This is a genomic window from Sphingobium quisquiliarum P25 (genome assembly GCF_000445065.1).
GTDB lineage: Bacteria > Pseudomonadota > Alphaproteobacteria > Sphingomonadales > Sphingomonadaceae > Sphingobium > Sphingobium quisquiliarum.
Map to the genome: position 1 here is coordinate 11,292 of NZ_ATHO01000101.1, position 19,751 is coordinate 31,042.

Sequence of the window (19,751 nt, forward strand, 5' to 3'; positions counted from 1 at the left end):
CTGATAGACCGAGCGCCGCCGGGGCGGAAGCCGCCATGTTTCGCTTTAGTTTCTTAGGCCAAGACCCTATATGCCCGCCATGAGCGAGGAAAGTCAGAACACCCCCAACAGCAACAGCTATGGCGCCGACAGCATCAAGGTCCTCAAGGGGCTGGACGCGGTGCGCAAGCGGCCCGGCATGTATATCGGCGACACCGATGACGGATCGGGCCTGCACCACATGGTTTTCGAGGTGTCGGACAACGCCATCGACGAAGCGCTGGCGGGCCATTGCGACCGCATCCTAATCACGCTCAATCCAGACGGATCGGTCAGCGTGGAGGATAATGGCCGCGGCATTCCCACCGACATACACCGGGAAGAAGGCGTGTCGGCGGCCGAAGTCATCATGACCCAGCTGCATGCGGGCGGGAAATTCGAAAATACGTCAGATGACAATGCCTACAAGGTGTCGGGCGGCCTGCACGGCGTGGGCGTGTCGGTTGTGAACGCGCTCAGCGAATATCTGGACCTCAACATCTGGCGGGACGGCAAGGAGCATTATATGCGCTTTGCCTATGGCGACGCCGTCGCGCCGCTCAAGGTCGTGGGCGATGCGCCAGAGGGCAAGAAGGGCACGCGCGTCACCTTCCTGCCCTCGATCGAGAAGGTCCCCGGCGATGGCGGCACCTTCAAGAACCATACCGAATTCGACTTCGACAAGCTTGAGCATCGCTATCGCGAGCTGGCTTTCCTCAACAGCGGCGTGCGCCTGTTCCTGGTCGACGCGCGGCATGAGGAAAAAAAGGAAGTCGAGCTTTATTATGAAGGCGGCATCGCGGCCTTCGTGAAGTGGCTCGACCGCAACAAGCAGCCGCTGATGCCCGATCCGATCGCCATTTCCGGCACCCGCGACGAAGTGACGATCGACGTCGCGCTGGAGTGGAATGACAGCTATTACGAAAATGTCCTCTGCTTCACCAACAACATCCCGCAGCGGGACGGCGGCACCCATCTGGCCGCCTTCCGTGCCGCGCTGACCCGCACGCTCAACAATTATGCGGACAAGTCAGGCCTGTTGAAGAAGGAGAAGGTCTCCCTTACCGGCGAGGATATGCGCGAAGGGCTGACGGCCATTGTGTCGGTAAAGCTGCCCGACCCCAAATTTTCCTCGCAGACCAAGGACAAGCTGGTTTCCTCCGAAGTGCGCCAGCCGCTTGAAAGCCTGATGGCCGACAAGATGGCCGAATGGCTGGAGGAAAATCCCGCCAACGGCCGCCTGATCGTGCAGAAGGTGATCGACGCCGCCGCCGCGCGGGAAGCCGCCAAGAAGGCGCGCGAACTCACCCGGCGCAAGGGCGTGATGGACATCGCCTCCCTGCCCGGCAAGCTCGCCGACTGTCAGGAGCGTGACCCCGCCAAGTCCGAACTTTTCCTGGTGGAGGGCGATTCGGCGGGCGGTTCGGCCAAGCAGGGACGCAATCGCCACAACCAGGCGATCCTGCCGCTCAAGGGCAAGATCCTGAACGTGGAGCGCGCCCGTTTCGACCGGATGCTCTCGTCCAAGGAAGTCGGCACGCTGATCCAGGCGATGGGGACCGGCATCCGCGACGATTTCAACCTGGAAAAGCTGCGCTACCACAAGATCGTCATCATGACCGACGCCGACGTGGACGGCGCGCATATCCGCACGCTGCTGCTGACCTTCTTCTACCGCCAGATGCCGCAGATCATTGAGGCGGGGCACCTCTACATCGCCCAGCCGCCCCTCTACAAGGCGACGCGCGGCCGGTCCGAGGTCTATCTCAAGAATGAAGCTGCGCTGGAGCAGTATCTGATCGACAATGGCGTCGATTCGATGGCGCTGGAAACGCAGGACGGGCGGCGCATGGGCGAGGATCTGCGCCATCTGATCGAACATGGCCGCCGAATGCGCGCGGTGATGCGCTACGTGCCCCGCCGCTACAATCCGGCGATCATCGAAGCGCTGGCGATCAACGGCGCGCTTGACCCTGAACTCAGCCACGACGCGCAGGCTGAGCGGCTGGCCGCGACTGTCCAGTGGATGGACACGCAGGACGATGAAGGCAGCTGGAGCGGCCGGATCGCCGAGGAGGGCGGCTTCCATTTCGAACGGCTGTGGCGCGGCGTGACCGATCATCACATGATCGAACATGGCTTCATCGGATCGGCCGAAGCGCGCAAGCTGCACGCCATCGCCGCGGAGGAAGCGGCCAGCTACCGCACCAGCAGCCGCTTGGTCACCGCCAAGGCGGCGCAGGCCGCCGACGAAGCGGGCGAGGATGACCTGCCGGTCGCCACAAAGGGCTCGACGCTGGTCACGCGGCCGAGCGAATTGCTGGAAGCTGTACTGGCCGCCGGGCGCAAGGGCCTGTCGATCCAGCGCTACAAGGGGCTGGGCGAAATGAATGCCGAGCAGCTGTGGGAAACCACCCTGGACCCCGACAACCGCTCCATGCTGCGGGTGGAAGTCGAACAGGCTGACGTCGCCGACGAAATCTTCACCCGCCTGATGGGTGATGTCGTCGAACCACGGCGCGAGTTCATTCAGGACAATGCGCTGAACGTCGCCAATCTGGACGTCTGATCGTGCCGGGGCGGGCTTGCGGAAAGAGCGCCCTCGCCGCGCTCCTGCCCCTGCTGCTCGCCGCCTGCAACGCCGAACCGGCGAAGGTCGAGACTGTGCGCGAGGACAATCCCGGCCAGCCCGCCGCCAGCGTGCCGATCATCAACCAGAGCATCGGCAACAGCCAGAATGCGGCGGAGGCGGATAGCCCGCCGCCGCCCCCTGCTCCAGCGCCCCGTCGCCAGCCAGCGCCCGTACCGGCACCGGCAGAGCGCTATCGCGCGATCGGCACGGAGCCTTTCTGGGCGGTGACGGTGAAGGGATCGACCGCCCTGTTGGAACGGCCGGACAAGCCGCCCCGCTCCTTCGCCGTATCGCGCAACGGCGATGAACGCGCGATCCGCTATCTGGGCGAAGGGTTCGCCATGACGATTACTCCAGGTCCATGCAGCGACGGCATGAGCGACGCCATCTGGTCCGACCAGGTGTCCGTCGCTTTCGGCGAAGGCACGCTGAACGGCTGCGGCGGCGACCGGCAGGACCCGGAGGATGAACCGCTTTAATCCGGCCGCATCGCTTCGGCGACCAGCGCTTCGGCCTCGATCAGCAGAGCGTCTTCGGCCGCCGCCTGGGCGACCTGTTCCCGGCCAATGATGATGAGGACGGGCACGGCGAGCGGGCTGACCCGGTCCAGGCTGACATGCAGCATCGTGGCCGATGCGCGGTCGATAAGATCGCCCAGGCGGCCGACATCGGTCATGCGCGCCCGCGCATCCGCCCATGCCGCCTTCAACAGCATATGTCCGGGCTCATATTTGCGCAGCACGTCATAAATAAGGTCGGTCGAAAATGTGACCTGCCGCCCGGTCTTGCGCTTGCCGGGATGCTGCCGCTCGATCAGGCCGGATATCACCGCCACGTCGCGAAAGGCGCGCTTCAGCAGGCTCGACTGTTCGACCCAGTCGATAAATTCATGGTCCAATATGTCGGCGGAAAACAAGCTCTGCGGGTCCGTCACCGGCTTCATGCCATAGACGGCCAGCGCATAGTCGTTCGACACGAAGCCCAGCGGCATCAGTCCCTGTGCGTCCATGCGGCGGGTCAGCAGCATGCCGAGCGACTGATGCGCATTCCAACCTTCGAAACTGTAGCAGACGAGATAATGGCGACCTTCATGCGGGAAGGTTTCGATCAGCAATTGCCCCGGCTGCGGCAGCGCCGAACGGTGCTTCTGCATCTCCAGCCATTCGCGCACATCTTCGGGAAAGCGGTGCCACTCGTCCGGTTCGGCGAGGAAATGGCGCACCCGGTCGGCCAGCCGCGTGGACATGGCCATGCGCGTGCCGCCCCAACTGGGAATGCGTGCCTGCTTGGCGGTGGCGCGGACCACCAGATCGGTGAGTTCGATCCGCACCACCTCCAGCGCCATGCCGGAAAAGAAGAAGCTGTCCCCCGGCCGCAGCGTCGCGGCAAAGCTCTCCTCCACCGTTCCGAGCTTGCGGCCATTGGCGAAGCGCACGTCCAGCACCGGCTGATCGACGATGATCCCGGCGTTCATCCGGTGCTGCTGGATGAAGCGCGGGTGCGACACGCGCCATGCGCCATCCTCATCGCGGGTCAGCCGCTTGAACCGGTCATAGGCGCGCAGGGCATAGCCGCCGCCTTCGATGAAGTGCAGGACATTGGCGAAAGCCTCTTCCGTGAGCGCGCTATAGGGCAGGGCCGACCGGACCTCGCGCAGCAGATCCTCCTCCCGGAAGGGCGCGGCGCAGGCGAGGCCCATGATATGCTGGGCCAGCACGTCCAGGCTGCCGGGGCGGAAGTCGTCGGCGTCCCTCTCCCCCTCCTCCACCGCGTCCAGCGCCGCGCGCGCCTCCAGATATTCGAATCGGTTGCCGGGGATCAGGATCGCCTCGCTCGGCATGTCGAGCTGGTGATTGGCGCGGCCGATACGCTGCAACAGGCGCGAACTTCCCTTGGGCGCGCCCATCTGGATGACGCAGTCCACATTGCCCCAGTCGACGCCCAGATCGAGCGAGGCGGTCGCCACCAGAGCGCGCAGCTTGCCCGCCGCCATCGCGCTTTCCACCTTGCGCCGCGCCTCTATGGACAGGCTGCCATGATGGATCGCGATCGGCAGGTTCGCCTCGTTCGCTGACCAGAGTTCCTGAAAGATGAGTTCGGCGAGCCCACGCGTATTGCAGAAGACGAGCGTGGTGGACCGGCGCTCAATCTCCGCCATCACCTGCCTGGCCGCATATTTGCCCGAATGCCCCGACCAGGGAATGCGTCCTTCGGGGATCAGGATGGCGACATTCGGATCGGCCCCCGCTTCACCGATGACCGGCGTCACCGCGTTGATGTCTCCATCGGGCGCGAGCCAGGCGCGATAGGCGTCGATGTCCGCCACGGTCGCCGACAGCGCCACGCGCCGCAATGCCGGATTGATCGCCTGCAAACGGGCAAGCGACAGGCTGAGCAGGTCGCCGCGCTTCTGCGTGGCGAAGGCGTGGACCTCATCGACGATGACGGTCTTCAGATTGGCGAACAGCAGGAAGCTGTCGGGATAGCTCAGCAGCAGCGATAGCGATTCAGGTGTCGTCAGCAGGATTTGCGGCGGCCGGGCGCGTTGCCGGGCCTTGCGGTCCGAAGGCGTGTCGCCTGTCCGCGTTTCCACTCGAATCGGCAACCCCATTTCCTCGATAGGGGTCAGCAGATTGCGGCGCACATCGACGGCGAGCGCCTTGAGCGGCGAGACATAGAGGGTGTGCAGCCCCTCCATGGGAATCTCGATAAGGTCGGTGAGCGTCGGCAGGAACCCCGCCAGCGTCTTGCCCGCGCCCGTCGGCGCGACCAGCAGCGCATGCTCGCCCGCTCTTGCCGCCGCAAGCATGTCCATCTGGTGCCGCCGGGGCGTCCAGCCGCGAGAGGCGAACCATTCCCGCAGCGGCTCTGGTAAGACATTCATGGCAGGGATGTAGGATGCGCAGGCAGAACTGTCACTTGCTCCTCATTCCCTGTCATTGGGCAAAGCCGCCCCAAGCAGGTCAAATCCCGGTGAAATATAAAGTTTCGCCGCCCGCTCTGGCTCCATCACCTCCAAAAGCGTTATTCTTAAACCATCGGACCGGCGCGCCGGATGCGCCATGCCAAGTCAGGAGAAGCCAATGACCGGCGAAACCGAAGCCGACCTCACAGGCGTGGAACCGGCGCGCAACCGCCGCCGTCCCAAGCAATCCATCATGGAAATCGACGGCCGCAAGCTGAAGCCGGCGACATTGATGATGGGCCATGGCTATGACCCCAGCCTGTCCGAAGGATCGCTCAAACCGCCCATCTTCCTGACGTCCACCTTCGCCTTCGAAAGCGCGGCGGCGGGCAAGCGCCATTTCGAAGGGGTGACCGGCATCCGGCCGGGCGGCGCGGAAGGCCTTATCTATTCGCGCTTCAACGGGCCTAATCAGGAAATCGCCGAAGACCGGCTGTCCGTGTGGGAGGAAGCGGAGGATGCGCTGCTCTTTTCCAGCGGCATGGCGGCGATCGCCACCACCCTGCTCGCGCTGGTCCAGCCGGGCGACGTGATCGTCCATTCCGCCCCCCTCTATGCCGCGACCGAATCGCTGATCGGGCGGACGCTGGGCAAGTTCGGCGTCCAGTGGCTCGACTTCCCCGCCGGGGCGAGCGGGGAAGAGATCGGCGCGGTCATCGAACGGGCGAAACAGCTTGGGCGCGTCGCCCTCATCTATCTGGAAAGCCCCGCCAACCCCACCAATGTGCTGGTCGATCTGGACGCCGTGGTGGCGCTGCGCAACCAGTTGTTCGATGGCGCCGATCATGTGCCGCCGATCGCGATCGACAACACCTTCCTGGGGCCGCTCTGGCACCATCCCATCTCCCATGGTGCGGACCTCGTCATCTACAGCCTGACCAAATATGCGGGCGGCCATAGCGATCTGGTCGCGGGCGGCGTGCTGGGCTCCAATGCACTGATCAACACGATCCGCCTGATGCGCAACACGATCGGCACCATCCTTGACCCGCACAGCGCCTGGATGCTGCTCCGCAGCCTGGAGACGCTGGAACTGCGGATGAGCCGGGCGGGCGAGAATGCCGCGAAGGTCTGCGCCTGGCTCAAGGATCAGCCGCAGGTGGAAAGGGTCGTCTATTTGGGCTTTCCCGACAGCGACCGGCAGGCGGACATCTACCGGCGGCACTGCACCGGCGCGGGATCGACCTTCTCCCTGTATCTCAAGGGCGGGGAAGCGGAAGCCTTCGCCTTTCTCGACGCGCTCAAGATCGCCAGGCTGGCCGTGAGCCTTGGCGGCACGGAAACGCTGGCGAGCCATCCGGCGGCGATGACCCATTTGTCGGTGCCTGCCGAACGCAAGAAAGCGCTGGCGATCAGCGACAATATGGTGCGCATCTCCATCGGCTGCGAGGACGCGGAGGACCTGATCGCCGACTTCGCGCAGGCGCTGCGGGCGGTGGGGTAGCGGGATCGCGTCCAAAATGCCCGTTCGCCCTGAGCCTGTCGAAGGGCTCTACTTCTTCAAATGAAGCGCTTCGGCAAGCTCAGCCCGGACAGATGGAGGGATCAGAAACGGCACTCAATCCCAATCCACCCGCGTCCATCCCCGCTGCGTCGCCAGCTTCGCCAGCGGCTTGTGCGGGTTGGATGCAAAGGGAACGTCGGCGAATTCCAGCATCGGCGCGTCCGACACATGATCGGAATAGGCGCGAATATATGCGGAGGAACGGTCGATCGCTTCCGCCGCCATCCACGCCTTGATCATGCGCAGCTTGCCTGTGTCATAGCAATTTTCGCCCGCGATGCGGGCACGGACATAGCGAAGGTCCTGGCTCAGATGATCCGTGGCGATCACGGCGTCAAAGCCCAGGCGGCGGGCGATCGGCTCGACATAGAGACGGTAGGACGCGGTCGCGAGTACGAGGCGGCACCCATCCGCCCTGTCCCGCGCGATCTGCTCCAGCGCTCCGGCGCGAACATTTTCCGCCACCACCTTCGCCGCATAGCTTTCCACATGCGGCATCAGCTTGGCGCGCTCGACATTATAGCCGATCATCAGCGCCTGATTGAGTTCCTTCAGCCGCTGCCGCGTAATCAGTTTCAGCACATAGGCGAGCATCAGCAGGATCACGCCGGGAAACAGGATCAGCCGCCACGGAGCCATGCGGCGCGCGACATGAATCAGGAAGCCGGTATAGGTGCCCGTGAAGGTCACCGTGCGATCCATGTCATATATCGCAAGCCGATGCGTCATGCCGTTCCCGAAACTTTTTGACCTTGCTCGTCGTTCTGCCTTGCGGATGGGCCGTTTCGGCTTGCCGTGCAACCGATAATGGACCACTAAACCCCCTTGATGAACAAAGCCGCTGATCTTGTGGAAGAACCGCGCGATGACGGCACTGTCGTTCGGCTCACAGGCCATCTGTCGATCGCCTGCCTGAACGATCTGCCTGCCCGCCTTGACGCAGTGACCGGCCCCGTCGCCGCCATCGACCTGTCCGGCGTCAGCCATATGGACACGATCGGCGCCTGGACCGTCCATCGCGCCGCCAAACGGCTGGGGTGCGATCTTTCCGGCGCTAATGACGATGCGGTGCGGCTGATCGAGACGGTGGGCACGCTGGACGAACCCGTCAGCATCCGCCCCGACTATGTCTCACCCTGGCAGCGCATCGTCGGCCAGATTGGCGAGGCCGTGGTCAATTCAGGCGTGACCCTGCTGGGCCTGCTCGGCTTTTTCGGCAGCACCCTGGTCGCGAGCTGGAACGTCATCCGCCACCCAAGCCGCTTCCGCCTCAACGCGGTGGTCCAGCGGTTCGAGGTGGTCGGCGTGTCGGCGCTGGGCATCATCGGCCTCATGAGCTTCCTGATCGGCATCGTCATCGCCCAGCAGGGATCGGTGCAGTTGCGCCAGTTCGGCATGGAAATGCTGACGATCAATCTGGTCGGCCGCCTCACCTTCCGCGAGCTGGGCGTGCTGATGACCGCCATCATGGTCGCCGGACGTTCGGGTTCCGCCTTCGCCGCGCAACTCGGCACGATGAAGCTGACCGAGGAAGTGGACGCGATGCGCACCATCGGCGTATCGCCCATGGAGGCGCTGGTCCTGCCGCGCACGCTGGCCGTGGTGGTGATGATGCCGCTGCTCGGCTTCTATTCCTCTATCATGGCGATCATCGGCGGCGGCTTCCTGTGCGCCGTATCGCTGGAAATCCCGCCGATCACCTTCGTCCAGCGCCTGCGGGAGGTGGTTCCCATCACCGACCTGTGGGTCGGCCTGATCAAGGCGCCTGTATTCGGCGTCATCATCGCGCTCGCGGGCTGTTTCCAGGGCATGCAGGTCAAGGCCAATGCGGAGGAAGTGGGCCTGCGCACGACATCGGCGGTGGTGCAGGCGATCTTCCTCGTCATCGTCCTTGACGCCTTCTTCGCCGTCTTCTTCACCTGGGTGGGCTGGAACTGATGGCTCCCGAAGAGGAAGTTGCTGCGGAGGAAGCGCGTGTCGGCGAGGCGGTCGAGCAGAACGATATCGCCATCTCCGTCCGCGGCCTCAAGAACAGCTTCGGCGATCAGGTCGTGCATGAAGGGCTGGACCTGGACGTGCGCAAGGGCGAGATTCTGGGCGTGGTGGGCGGATCGGGCACTGGCAAGTCCGTGCTGATGCGCTCGATCATCGGCCTGCAAACCCCTGACGAGGGGGAAATCCACGTCTTCGGCGAATCGATGATCGGCCGCCTGGACGATGAAGCGCTGGCCATTCGCAAGCGCTGGGGCGTGCTGTTTCAAGGCGGCGCGCTCTTTTCCACCCTCACCGTCGCTGAAAATGTCGAAGTGCCGATCCGCGAATATTATCCCCATATCGGCGCGGAATTGCGGGACGAGATCGCGGCCTACAAGATCCGCATGACCGGCCTTCCAGCTGAGGCAGGCCCCAAATATCCGGCCGAACTGTCGGGCGGCATGAAGAAGCGCGCCGGGCTGGCCCGCGCGCTGGCGCTCGACCCGGACCTGCTGTTCCTGGACGAGCCAACGGCGGGCCTTGATCCGATCGGCGCGGCGGCTTTCGACGATCAGACCCGCAAGTTGCAGCAGACGCTGGGCCTTACCGTCTTTCTCATCACCCATGATCTCGACACGCTCTTTTCCATCTGCGACCGGGTGGCCGTGCTGGCCGACAGGAAAGTGATCGCGGTCGGGACGATCGACGAACTGCTGGCCACGGACCACCCGTGGATTCAGGAATATTTCAACGGCCCGCGCGGCCGCGCCGCGACCGCAGCCGTCGCGCGTGAAAGCGGCAAGGCAGCCGCGCACCCATCGGACGGAAGGCAATAGGATATGGAAACCCGATCCAACCATGTGCTGGTGGGCACGGTCACGCTGCTGCTTCTGGCGGCGATCATGGTCGCGGCCTTCTGGTTCTCCCGCCTTTCCGAAGGCGACAACAAGGAATATGACATCTTCTTCAAACAGTCCGTCAACGGTCTGGCGAAGGGGTCGAGCGTCAACTATTCCGGCGTGCCGTCCGGCCAGGTGGAAACGATCGAGCTGTGGAAGCGCGATCCCAGCTTCGTGAAAGTGCGCATTTCCGTGAAGGAAGGCACCCCCGTCCTTCAGGGCACGACCGCCACCATCTCCGGCGTCGGCTTCACCGGCGTCAGCGAAATCGTGCTGGACGGCGCGGTGAAGGGCGCGCCGCCCATCGTCTGCCCGGAACAAAATCCCCTGACCGCCTGCCCCGACGGCGTGCCCGTCATCCCGACCAAGCCGGGCGCGCTGGGCGAACTGCTGAACAATGCGCCGCAGCTTCTGGAGCGGCTGTCTACCCTGACCGAGCGCCTGACGGAGCTTCTCAACGACAAGAATCAGCAATCGATCGCCGGCATCCTCGCCAATGTCGAACGTCTGTCCGATTCGTTGGCCGACCGCAGCCCCGAAATCGCCGCGACGCTGGCCGAAGCGCGGATCGCGGTGCAGCGCACCGGCATCGCCGCCGAACAGATCGGCAAGCTGGCGTCGACCACCGACAGCCTTCTCAATGACGAGGGCCGGCCGCTGATGTCCGACCTGCGCAAGAGCGTACAGTCCGCCACGCGCAGCATCGACACGCTCGACAAGACGATCGCCGAAGCCCAGCCGGGCGTCCGCGCGTTCAGCAACCAGACCATGCCCGAAGTGAATCAGCTGGTGCGCGACCTGCGCGAAATGTCGCGGGCCTTCCGCGGCGTCGCTGAAAAACTCGACCAGCAGGGGGCGGGATCCATCGTCGGATCGCCCAAACTGCCCGACTATAAGCCATGAGAGGGACCCTCACGATGTTCCACACGAAACGGGCTGTTCTGCCCGCCGCCCTCGCCCTGATGCTGTCGCTGCCGGGCTGCATTTCCTTCGGCGGAAAGCCCCCCGCGCAACTGCTCTCGCTCGATGCCGCGCAGAAGGTCGCGCCGGGCACGACGCGCAGCGCGTCGGCAGGCACCAGCATCACCGTGGCCGATCCCGACGCGCCCAAGCTGCTCGACACCGTGCGCGTGCCGGTGCGCGTGACGCCTACCTCCGTCGCCTATGTCACGGACGTGCAATGGGCCGACACGCCGCGCCACCTGTTCCAGAAGCTGCTGTCGGAAACGATCGCCGCCACCAGCAACCGCATCGTGCTGGACCCCGGCCAATATTCGGCGGATGCGGGTCAAAGGCTGATGGGCGAACTGGTGGAATTCGGCCTGGACGAAGCCAGCAACAGCGCGATCGTCACCTATGACGCGATTCTGGCGGGACCAGGCGGCACCGCGATCGCGCGCCAGCGCTTCACCGCCAGTACCCCTGTGGGCGCGAAAATCGGCTCCACCACCATCGGCGCGCCCTTGAACAACGCCGCGAACAAGGTGGCGGCCGATGTGGCGGCCTGGCTGGCGGCTACCGGCCGCTGAGCTTAGCGGCGGGTAGGGGCGCTTCCCGCCTTCAATCCAGGCTCTTGCTCGCCTGCTCGGTCACGTCCCTGGACAGGCCGGGCTGGGACAGGATGCGCTGCAACTCGGCGCGCATCATCGCCGCGCGCTCCTCATCGAATCGCCGCCAGCGTCCCAGCGGCGGGACCAGCCGGGCCGCCGTCTGCGGATTGATCTTGTCCAGCGCGATGATGCAGTCCGCCACCATGCGATATCCCTTGCCCGATCGATGGTGAAACGCCCACTGGTTCCCGGCAAAGGCCCCGTAAAGCGACCGCACCCGGTTTGGATTGGACAGGGTAAAGTCGGGATGCCGCCCCAGTTCCTCCACCAGATCGACCGTATCCGGGTGAAAGGCGAAGGCCTGCGTCTGGAACCATTTGTCCAGCGTCAGCGCGTCATCCCGGTAGCGGTTATAGAATATGTCGAGCGCCGCTTCCCGTTCCGCGCTCGTCCCGTTGGCAAGCGTGGCGAGTGCCGCCTGCCGCTCCGTCATATTGTCCGCGTCGCTGAACTGTCCAAAGGCAATGGCGGCCCCATCGTCAGCGCCAGACGCATTCAGGTAAAGCAGCGCCATATTGCGCAATTTCCTCGCCCCCTTGGCGGCCGGGGAAAGCGAGAATGCGTTCGCCTGCGTCTTGCCATGGATGGCCCGCCACAGCGATTCGAGTTCAGCCCCGATCCGGTACTGAAGCGCGTCTCGCGTCGCGTGGATCGCGTCAGGATCGACCTGGGCCAGCTGGTCACCGATATAGGCTTCACTGGGAAGGCGGACGGCCTCAGCAATAAATGCCGAATCGAGCAGCGGATCCGTGATCGTATCGCGGATCGCCGCGATCACGGCGGCATCGTCAACCATTTGCCCGCCGACGCGCCCGACCAGCACATTGACCATCAACTGCTGCATCGCTTCGTACCGGGCGAAAGGATCATCGTCGTGGCCAGACAGGAAGGCGAGATCAGCCTGGCTACGATCCGTCTCGATGATCACCGGCGCTGAAAAGCCGCGATTGATCGACAATATGGGCGGAGTGGCGAAATCGTCGAAGGTAAAGCTCTGCCGCGCCTGCGTCAGCATCAAAAGCTCGTCCCCGCGGCTCTTGCCGCTATCGCGATCGAACAGGGCGACGCGCAGCGGAATGGCCATGGGCAGCTTGCCGGGCTGACCGGGCGTCGGCGCCATGTGCTGCTCCAGCGTCAGTTCGGCCGTGCCGCTCGCCGCGTCATGGGTCAGCAGCGCGCGGACATGCGGCGTCCCCGCCTGCTCATACCAGCGGCGGAATTGGGCCAGGTCGATGCCGCCCCCCTCTTCCATCGCACGAACGAAGTCCTCGCACGTCGCCGCCTCGCCATCATGACGCTCGAAATAGAGGTCGGTGCCCGCCCGGAACCGTTCCGGCCCCAGCATCAGCGCCATCATGCGGATCAGTTCCGCACCCTTGTTATAAATGGTGGCGGTATAGAAGTTACTGATTTCCATGTAGGATTCCGGCCGCACCGGATGGGCGAGCGGCCCTGAATCCTCCTGGAACTGCGCGGCCCGAAGGACCCGCACATCCTCGATCCGCTTGACTGCTGCGCTGCCCATGTCGGCGGAAAAATTCTGGTCGCGAAAGACCGTGAATCCTTCCTTCAACGATAGCTGGAACCAATCGCGGCATGTGACCCGGTTGCCTGACCAGTTGTGGAAATATTCATGGGCCACCACGCCCTCGACCCCGTCATAGTCAAGATCGGTCGCCGTATCAGGATCGGCCAGAATGTACCGCGAATTGAAGATGTTAAGGCCCTTATTCTCCATCGCGCCAAAGTTGAAGTCGGCCACCGCGACGATGTTGAACACGTCCAGGTCATATTCGCGGCCATAGACCCGCTCGTCCCATGCCATGCTATTCTTCAACGCCTGCATGGCATGCGCCGTCCGGGGAAGGTCCGCCTCCTTTACCCAGATGCCCAGTTGCACATTGCGTCCGCTCTGCGTGGTGAAGCTGTCGGCATTGCAGGCAAGATTCCCCGCCACCAGCGCAAAAAGATAGCAGGGCTTGGGATAGGGATCGTTCCAGCGCGCCCAATGGCGCCCATCCGGCAAGTCGCCCTTCTCCACCGGATCGCCATTCGCCAGCAGCACGGGATAAAGGCGCTTGTCCGCCTCCAGCCGCACCGAGTAGCGCGACAGAACGTCTGGCCGGTCGGGAAAGAAAGTGATCCGCCGGAATCCTTCGGCTTCGCATTGGGTGCACAGCAGTCCACCGCTGGCATAGAGGCCCATCAGCTTGCTGTTGCTCTGCGGCGCGAGCCCGACCAGCGTCTCGACCTCATGCTCCTCACCACCGAGCGGGATGATGAGCGCCCCGCCCTCCATCGCCCATTGATCGGGCGTCAGCGGCTGGCCATCCACCCTCACCTCCAGCGGAGTGAGTTCGTCTCCGTCCAGCTTCAACGGCCGGTCATGGGCTCCATTCCGCCGGACCTTGAGCAGCGATCGGACTTCGGTGCGGGCGGCGTCCAGCACGAAATAGAGTGCGATATCGGGCACCAGCCAGTCAGGCGGACGGTAATCCTGACGACGGATGATGAGGGGTGCGGTTCCAGTGGAGGATTGCATGTCTGCCATGCGGACAAGCTAGGCACTGGACCGCGAAAAGGCCAGTGGCTCCGATCATAAAAGGCTGATCCTGGGCCTCAGATTCGCTCGCCGGACAGGCGCTGGCAGAGCATGTCCAGTTGATCCAGGGTCGAGTAGCGAAGCGATAGGGTGCCAGCGCCGCCACCGGCATGGGCGATGTCCACCCGCACGCCCAGAATGTCGGCGAGATGCTGCTCCAGCGCGGCGATATCCGGGTCCTTGTCCCCCGTCTGGCGCGCCCGCTCGCGCGGGGCTGCGTCATTCCCCTTCTTGGCGCGGCGGACAAGTTCCTCCGTGTCGCGGACGGACAGCCCCTTGGCTTCCACGGTGCGGGCAAGGGCTTCGCAATCAGGCGCGCCGATCAGGGCACGCGCGTGCCCCATGGACAGCTTCTGTTCGATCACCTGCCGCTGAACGGGCGAGGGAAGGTCGAGCAGGCGCATGAGATTGGCGATATGGCTGCGGGACTTGCCCACCAACCGGCCCAGCGCTTCCTGGCTGTGATGGAACTCGGCGATCAGCTTGCGATAAGCTTCCGCCTCTTCAATGGGATTCAGGTCCTCGCGCTGGATATTTTCCACCAGCGCGATTTCCAGCGTCTCCGCCTCATCAAAGTCGCGGATAATGGCCGGGATACGATGAAGCTGCGCCCGCTGCGCCGCCCGCCAGCGGCGTTCCCCCGCAACGATCTGGAACCCGCCGCCATGCGGACGAACAATGATCGGCTGGATCACGCCCCGCTTGCTGATGCTTTCGGCCAGTTCCGCCAGCGCATCCTCATCGAAATGGCGGCGCGGCTGTTCCGGGTGAGGCTGAACAAGGGCGACTTCGATGCTCTGGATGGCCTTGCTGGAGGCCGTGGGCATCGCGGGCGCGACGGGCTCCTCCCGGGCAACATCTCCAAGCAGTGCCGACAGGCCACGCCCCAACCCTTGCGGGCGCTTGGCCACCTTCAGCTTTTCATCACCATCATTGCTCAAGCAGCTATCTCCTGTGCAGGAAGCCGGGATATCAGTTCACGTGCAAGACGCATATAGGCTTCCGACCCTGAACAGCGAAAATCATAGATCAGCGCGGGCACGCCATGGCTCGGTGCCTCGGAAAGCCGCACATTACGGGGGATGACCGTATCGAACACCAGATCGCCCAGGCAGGCGCGAACATCGTCCGCAACCTGATCCGTGAGCCGGTTGCGCCTGTCATACATGGTCAGCGCAACTCCCATGATGGAGAGTTGGGGATTGAACCGCCCCCTGATGCGCTCAACGGTCTGCAACAATTGCGACAATCCCTCCAACGCAAAAAATTCACATTGAAGCGGGACCAACAGGGATTGTGCAGCCACCATCGCGTTGATTGTCAAAAGCCCCAGGGATGGCGGGCAGTCGATCAGGCAAATATCCCAGCGGCCCGGCTGCCCTTCGCTCAAAACGCGTTCAAGGCGATGGGTACGCTGCTCATATTCGATAAGTTCGATTTCCGCGCCCGACAGATCCTGCGTCGCTGGTACGATATCAAGCTTGGGAACCCGCGTCGGGAGGACTGCATCTTCCAAAGCACAGTTGCCCACAAGAAGGTCATAGCTGGACTGGCCGCGATCGGCCTGATTCACCCCCAGCCCGGTGGAAGCATTGCCTTGCGGATCGAGATCAACGAGGAGGACCCGCAATCCCGTTGCAGCCAGCCCAGTCGCCAGGTTAATCGCGGTCGTGGTCTTACCCACCCCGCCCTTTTGGTTGGCAATGGCGATGCGGATCATGTTCGACCTTTCCTTGCCTTGGCTTTCACGGCGCGCGCAATGATGATGGCGCTCTCTGCATCCGTGATGCTGCGTTCCACGTGGAACACACCTTGCCATGCCGACTGCACCGCCTCCAGTTCATTTTCCGCATTTCGTCCCTTTGGCAGCACCCATAGGGTTTTTTCTGTGGAAAGATGGACCGCCGACTGGAACAATTTGGGCAGAGGCGCATAGGCGCGGGCACTGATCACCGCCGCAGACATGCCGGGCATATTCTCTACCCTGCCGCCAAAAACACGGGCATGTGTCAGTCCCAGGTCATCAATAACTGATTGCAGAAACTCGACCCGCTTGCGTCGGCTTTCAATCATGATCAACGGCCGTACCGACAAAATCGCGGCAATTATACCTGGAAGCCCCGCACCCGATCCGAGATCGACCCAACTTCCCTCCCCTGCTTCCTCCGCCCATTTCAGAAGCTGCGCTGAATCAACGATATGCCGCGCCCAGATTTGGGGACGGGTCGATTCCGCAATTAAATTCTGATGCTCCATCTCGGCAGTCAGGATCGCCACATAGCGCTCCAGCCGATCCCATGTTCCACGTGAAACACTGAACTGCGCCTGCAACCAAGCGCGCGCCTCATCTTCTGTCACGCCGCCCGCCGCTTGATATGCGCCAGTAGGGCCGCCAAAGCCGCAGGCGTCACGCCCCTGATCCTGCTCGCTGCCGCGAGCGTATCCGGCCGCACGTGCTCCAACCGCTCGATCATCTCATTCGACAACCCACCAATTGAGGAGTAATCGAATTCACTCGCTATATTGATCCGCTCATTGCGGCGCAGGTCAGCGATCTCCGCTTCCTGCCGTTCGAGATAAGGCGCATAGCGCGCATCCTCCAAAAGCTCCTCCCGCTGCTCCTCATCCATCCGCATCAGCGACGGAGCCAAGGAAAACAGCAATTCGCGAGAGACTTCGGGAAAGCGCGCCCAATCGAACAAGGACCGGCGTGACCCGTCCTGACGCACCGCCGCTCCCGCGCGCATCATCTCCGTAGCGCTCAACGTAGCGCTCAGCTCCTGCTCCGCTTCATTCCTCCGCGTCTGGCGGAGATCATAATGATGCCCACGCTCATCACCGATAAGGCCATGCTCGCGCCCGATCGCTTCGAGGCGTGACCCTGCATTGTCGGCACGCAGGCGGAGGCGATATTCCGCGCGCGCCGTCAGCATCCGGTATGGCTCGGTCACGCCTTGCAGAACCAGATCGTCGATCATCACCCCGATATAGCTGCTCGCGCGGTCAAGAATCATCGGCGCTTCACCCCTAACCTTGGCCGCCGCATTCGCGCCAGCGACAAGTCCCTGCGCCGCCGCCTCCTCATAGCCGGTCGTGCCGTTGATCTGCCCCGCGCAGAACAGGCCGGGCACCGCCCTCACCTCCAAGCTCGAACTCAGCGCGCGCGGATCGATATGGTCATATTCGACCGCATAGCCCGGCACGACAATCTCGGCCTTTTCCAAACCCGCCATGGATCGGACCATGGCAAGTTGAACATCGGCTGGCAGCGAGGTGCTGATGCCGTTCGGGTAGACGAGGTGATCCGCCAACCCCTCCGGTTCCAGAAATATCTGGTGCCCATCCCGATCGCCAAAGCGGATCACCTTGTCTTCAATGGAGGGACAATAGCGCGGCCCCCGCCCCTCGATCGCGCCGCTGAACAAAGGCGACCGGCCCAGCCCTTCTCGAATGATAGCGTGCGTCCGCTCGTTCGTCCGGGTAATGGCACAGCTAAGCTGCGGCAGAAGACGCTCAGGCGTGAGCCCGGACATGGTCCAGCGTCCGTCATCGGAAGGCTGCTCCTCCAGCTTTGCCCAATCGATCGTGCGTCCATCCAGCCGGGGCGGCGTGCCGGTCTTCAGCCGCGCCATCGGCAATCCCATTTCCCGCATCTGGAGGCCAAGCCGGGTTGCAGCCCGCTCTCCCGTCCGCCCACCCGCATCGACATCCTCCCCCCGGAACAGCTTACCGCCCAGGAAGGTGCCCGTGGCCAGAACCACCGCAGCAGCGGTCAGATTCCGTCCGTCCGCCAGGAGAAGGCCACTAACCTCCCCCTCAGACAGCAGCAGATCCGAGGCCTCACCTTCAACAATTTCCAGCCCGGCATAATCCTCCAGTAACTGGTGAATGGCCGCGCGATACCGGGCCCGGTCGGCCTGGATACGTGGCCCTTGCACCGCAGCGCCTTTGCTGCTGTTGAGCATCCGATAGTGGATCGCCGCGGCATCCGCTGCACGACCGATCAGACCATCAAGCGCGTCAACTTCCCTGACAAGATGCCCCTTGCCAAGCCCGCCAATCGCCGGATTGCAGGACATCGATCCAACGGTGGCGCGCGAGAAGGTCAACAGCGCCACCTTCGCGCCCTTGCGTGCCGCAGCAGCCGCTGCCTCGCAGCCGGCATGACCGCCGCCCACCACAATCACATCATATCTTTGCATGAGCGCGCCCTTACCAGAAGGATGGGCTCAGGGTCAAAACTGTTCCACGTGGAACAGCGCTCATTTGCCGATGCAGAAACCCGCAAATAGCTGGTCTAGCATATCCTCGGTGCTCGCCTGCCCCGTCAGGCGATCAATGGCCCCCCGCGCCCGCCGCAATTCTTCCGCCGTTACAAGCAGATCCCTGGCAGCCCGTGCCGCCACTATATGCTCCAGCAATATGGCGGCCCCTTCCCGTTGCCGCTGACGCAGGGCATAATCCCCCTGCTGCGGCAACAAGCCCCGTGCACGCTCCAGCATGACCTGTACCAGAGCGCCCATCCCCTCGCCCGTCATGGCAGATACCGGCAACCCAGCGCGACCCGGCAGTCTATCTGCCTGAGCCGCGACCAGAATAGCATCATCGCGAGGAAGCTCATCAGCCACTCCCAGCCACAGGATGATGTCCGCTGCTTCAAGAGCCGAGCGGGCACGCTCCATCCCGATCAGTTCGATCGCATCCCCGGATTCCTCCCGCAGGCCTGCCGTGTCGGTAAAAAGGAAGGCCACCCCCTCAATGGCTGCGGGCACTTCGATCCGGTCCCGTGTTGTGCCCGCAATGTCGGACACGATCGCCGCCTCCCGCCCCACCAGCGCGTTGAGCAAAGTGGACTTGCCCGCGTTGGGCGGTCCAGCCAGAACGACGCGGATGCCATCCCGCAGCCGCTCTGCCGAAGGAGCAGCAAGGACTTTCTCCACCTGGCTCACCAGATCATTCAGCCGCGCCATTATGCGGGCCTCGATCCCATCATCCGGGACATCATCCTCATCGGAAAAGTCGAGCGCCGCTTCGGCCATTGCCGACACTTGCAGAAGCTGCTTGCGCCAATCCTCTATATGCCGGGAGAAATGCCCTTCCGCCATCAGCAAGGCGGCGCGGCGCTGCTGCTGCGTTTCGGCCGCCAGCAAATCCGACAGACCCTCCACCGCGTTGAGGTCCATGCGACCGTTCAGGAATGCGCGCCTGGTAAATTCCCCCGGCTCCGCCATGCGCAGCCCAGGCAGGGCCGCCAGCGCACTTTCGACCGCCGCGATCACGGCTCGCCCGCCATGGCAATGAAGCTCCGCCAGATCCTCCCCCGTCACCGTCGCCGGGCCGGGGAACCAGAGGACGACCGCTCTATCCAGCATTTCGCCGGTGCCGGGATCGAAAATCCGGCTAAGCCGCGCTAGCCGCGGCGCAGGCAGCGCTTTCCCGCTAACCTGCCGCAACGCATCGCCAGCCGCCGGACCGCTTATGCGGATAATCCCTATGCCCGCAGGCGGTGCACCGCTCGACAGGGCAAAAATCGTGTCCGCCACCAGT

15 protein-coding genes are annotated in these 19,751 nt (G+C 63.6%); 7 read left to right on the top strand and 8 right to left on the bottom strand.

Annotated features, from left to right (window positions below):
• Positions 1-79 precede the first annotated feature (79 nt).
• Positions 80-2,587 (top strand): DNA topoisomerase (ATP-hydrolyzing) subunit B, encoded by a 2,508-nt coding sequence (gene gyrB, locus L288_RS33115; protein ID WP_031304446.1) that lies wholly within the window; start codon positions 80-82, stop codon positions 2,585-2,587.
• Between the two features lie 2 nt (positions 2,588-2,589).
• Positions 2,590-3,129 (top strand): COG3650 family protein, encoded by a 540-nt coding sequence (locus L288_RS33120; RefSeq protein WP_021238530.1) that lies wholly within the window; start codon positions 2,590-2,592, stop codon positions 3,127-3,129.
• Here L288_RS33120 and L288_RS33125 read toward each other — a convergent pair.
• Complete coding sequence (locus L288_RS33125; RefSeq protein ID WP_031304448.1) at positions 3,126-5,534, bottom strand: ligase-associated DNA damage response DEXH box helicase; 2,409 nt, start codon at positions 5,532-5,534, stop codon at positions 3,126-3,128. The genes L288_RS33120 and L288_RS33125 overlap by 4 nt on opposite strands.
• Before the next feature lie 199 nt (positions 5,535-5,733).
• On the opposite strand from L288_RS33125, the gene L288_RS33130 reads away from it, so the two are divergent.
• Positions 5,734-7,059: a cystathionine gamma-synthase family protein gene (locus tag L288_RS33130; RefSeq protein WP_021238532.1), complete on the top strand. Its 1,326-nt coding sequence runs from the start codon at positions 5,734-5,736 to the stop codon at positions 7,057-7,059.
• Positions 7,060-7,173: 114 nt separating this feature from the next.
• On the opposite strand, the gene L288_RS33135 is transcribed toward L288_RS33130, so the two are convergent.
• Positions 7,174-7,848 carry an HAD family hydrolase gene (locus L288_RS33135; RefSeq protein ID WP_021238533.1) on the bottom strand — a complete coding sequence of 225 codons (675 nt, stop codon included), beginning with the start codon at positions 7,846-7,848 and terminating at the stop codon, positions 7,174-7,176.
• Between the two features lie 99 nt (positions 7,849-7,947).
• Here L288_RS33135 and L288_RS33140 point away from each other — a divergent pair, with 99 nt between their 5' ends.
• Genes L288_RS33140 through L288_RS33155 form a run of 4 tightly spaced genes read left to right on the top strand, consistent with a single transcriptional unit; the run spans position 7,948 to position 11,521 of the window.
• Positions 7,948-9,057 (top strand): MlaE family lipid ABC transporter permease subunit, encoded by a 1,110-nt coding sequence (locus L288_RS33140; RefSeq protein ID WP_021238534.1) that lies wholly within the window; start codon positions 7,948-7,950, stop codon positions 9,055-9,057.
• Complete coding sequence (locus L288_RS33145) at positions 9,057-9,929, top strand: ABC transporter ATP-binding protein (RefSeq protein WP_021238535.1); 873 nt, start codon at positions 9,057-9,059, stop codon at positions 9,927-9,929. Before L288_RS33140 ends, L288_RS33145 begins: the two co-directional genes overlap by 1 nt.
• Before the next feature lie 3 nt (positions 9,930-9,932).
• Positions 9,933-10,895 (top strand): MlaD family protein, encoded by a 963-nt coding sequence (locus L288_RS33150; RefSeq protein ID WP_021238536.1) that lies wholly within the window; start codon positions 9,933-9,935, stop codon positions 10,893-10,895.
• A 14-nt stretch (positions 10,896-10,909) separates the two neighbouring features.
• Positions 10,910-11,521 (top strand): ABC-type transport auxiliary lipoprotein family protein, encoded by a 612-nt coding sequence (locus L288_RS33155; protein ID WP_021238537.1) that lies wholly within the window; start codon positions 10,910-10,912, stop codon positions 11,519-11,521.
• 31 nt (positions 11,522-11,552) lie between these two features.
• On the opposite strand, the gene pepN is transcribed toward L288_RS33155, so the two are convergent.
• The 6 genes from pepN to mnmE all read right to left on the bottom strand — a co-directional run bounded on the left by pepN (position 11,553) and on the right by mnmE (position 19,747).
• A complete protein-coding gene (gene pepN, locus L288_RS33160) occupies positions 11,553-14,153 on the bottom strand; it encodes an aminopeptidase N (protein WP_031304450.1) in 2,601 nt (866 codons plus the stop codon).
• Between the two features lie 68 nt (positions 14,154-14,221).
• Positions 14,222-15,145: a ParB/RepB/Spo0J family partition protein gene (locus tag L288_RS33165; protein ID WP_021238539.1), complete on the bottom strand. Its 924-nt coding sequence runs from the start codon at positions 15,143-15,145 to the stop codon at positions 14,222-14,224.
• Positions 15,142-15,924 carry a ParA family protein gene (locus tag L288_RS33170; protein ID WP_021238540.1) on the bottom strand — a complete coding sequence of 261 codons (783 nt, stop codon included), beginning with the start codon at positions 15,922-15,924 and terminating at the stop codon, positions 15,142-15,144. The genes L288_RS33165 and L288_RS33170 overlap by 4 nt, the downstream gene beginning before the upstream one ends.
• A complete protein-coding gene (gene rsmG, locus L288_RS33175; RefSeq protein WP_031304451.1) occupies positions 15,921-16,562 on the bottom strand; it encodes a 16S rRNA (guanine(527)-N(7))-methyltransferase RsmG in 642 nt (213 codons plus the stop codon). The genes L288_RS33170 and rsmG overlap by 4 nt, the downstream gene beginning before the upstream one ends.
• Positions 16,559-18,406, bottom strand: coding sequence for a tRNA uridine-5-carboxymethylaminomethyl(34) synthesis enzyme MnmG (gene mnmG, locus L288_RS33180; protein WP_021238542.1), 1,848 nt, complete (start codon positions 18,404-18,406; stop codon positions 16,559-16,561). Before mnmG ends, rsmG begins: the two co-directional genes overlap by 4 nt.
• 60 nt (positions 18,407-18,466) lie before the next feature.
• Complete coding sequence (gene mnmE, locus L288_RS33185) at positions 18,467-19,747, bottom strand: tRNA uridine-5-carboxymethylaminomethyl(34) synthesis GTPase MnmE (RefSeq protein WP_021238543.1); 1,281 nt, start codon at positions 19,745-19,747, stop codon at positions 18,467-18,469.
• Positions 19,748-19,751 lie beyond the last annotated feature (4 nt).

Coding starts and splice junctions, on each gene's coding strand:
- pepN (WP_031304450.1), bottom strand. CDS start 14,153: ATGGCAGACATGCAATCCTCCACTGGAACCGCACCCCTCATCATCCGT.
- L288_RS33125 (WP_031304448.1), bottom strand. CDS start 5,534: ATGAATGTCTTACCAGAGCCGCTGCGGGAATGGTTCGCCTCTCGCGGC.
- L288_RS33140 (WP_021238534.1), top strand. CDS start 7,948: ATGAACAAAGCCGCTGATCTTGTGGAAGAACCGCGCGATGACGGCACT.
- L288_RS33135 (WP_021238533.1), bottom strand. CDS start 7,848: ATGACGCATCGGCTTGCGATATATGACATGGATCGCACGGTGACCTTC.
- L288_RS33155 (WP_021238537.1), top strand. CDS start 10,910: ATGTTCCACACGAAACGGGCTGTTCTGCCCGCCGCCCTCGCCCTGATG.
- L288_RS33150 (WP_021238536.1), top strand. CDS start 9,933: ATGGAAACCCGATCCAACCATGTGCTGGTGGGCACGGTCACGCTGCTG.
- mnmG (WP_021238542.1), bottom strand. CDS start 18,406: ATGCAAAGATATGATGTGATTGTGGTGGGCGGCGGTCATGCCGGCTGC.
- L288_RS33130 (WP_021238532.1), top strand. CDS start 5,734: ATGACCGGCGAAACCGAAGCCGACCTCACAGGCGTGGAACCGGCGCGC.
- gyrB (WP_031304446.1), top strand. CDS start 80: ATGAGCGAGGAAAGTCAGAACACCCCCAACAGCAACAGCTATGGCGCC.
- L288_RS33145 (WP_021238535.1), top strand. CDS start 9,057: ATGGCTCCCGAAGAGGAAGTTGCTGCGGAGGAAGCGCGTGTCGGCGAG.
- L288_RS33170 (WP_021238540.1), bottom strand. CDS start 15,924: ATGATCCGCATCGCCATTGCCAACCAAAAGGGCGGGGTGGGTAAGACC.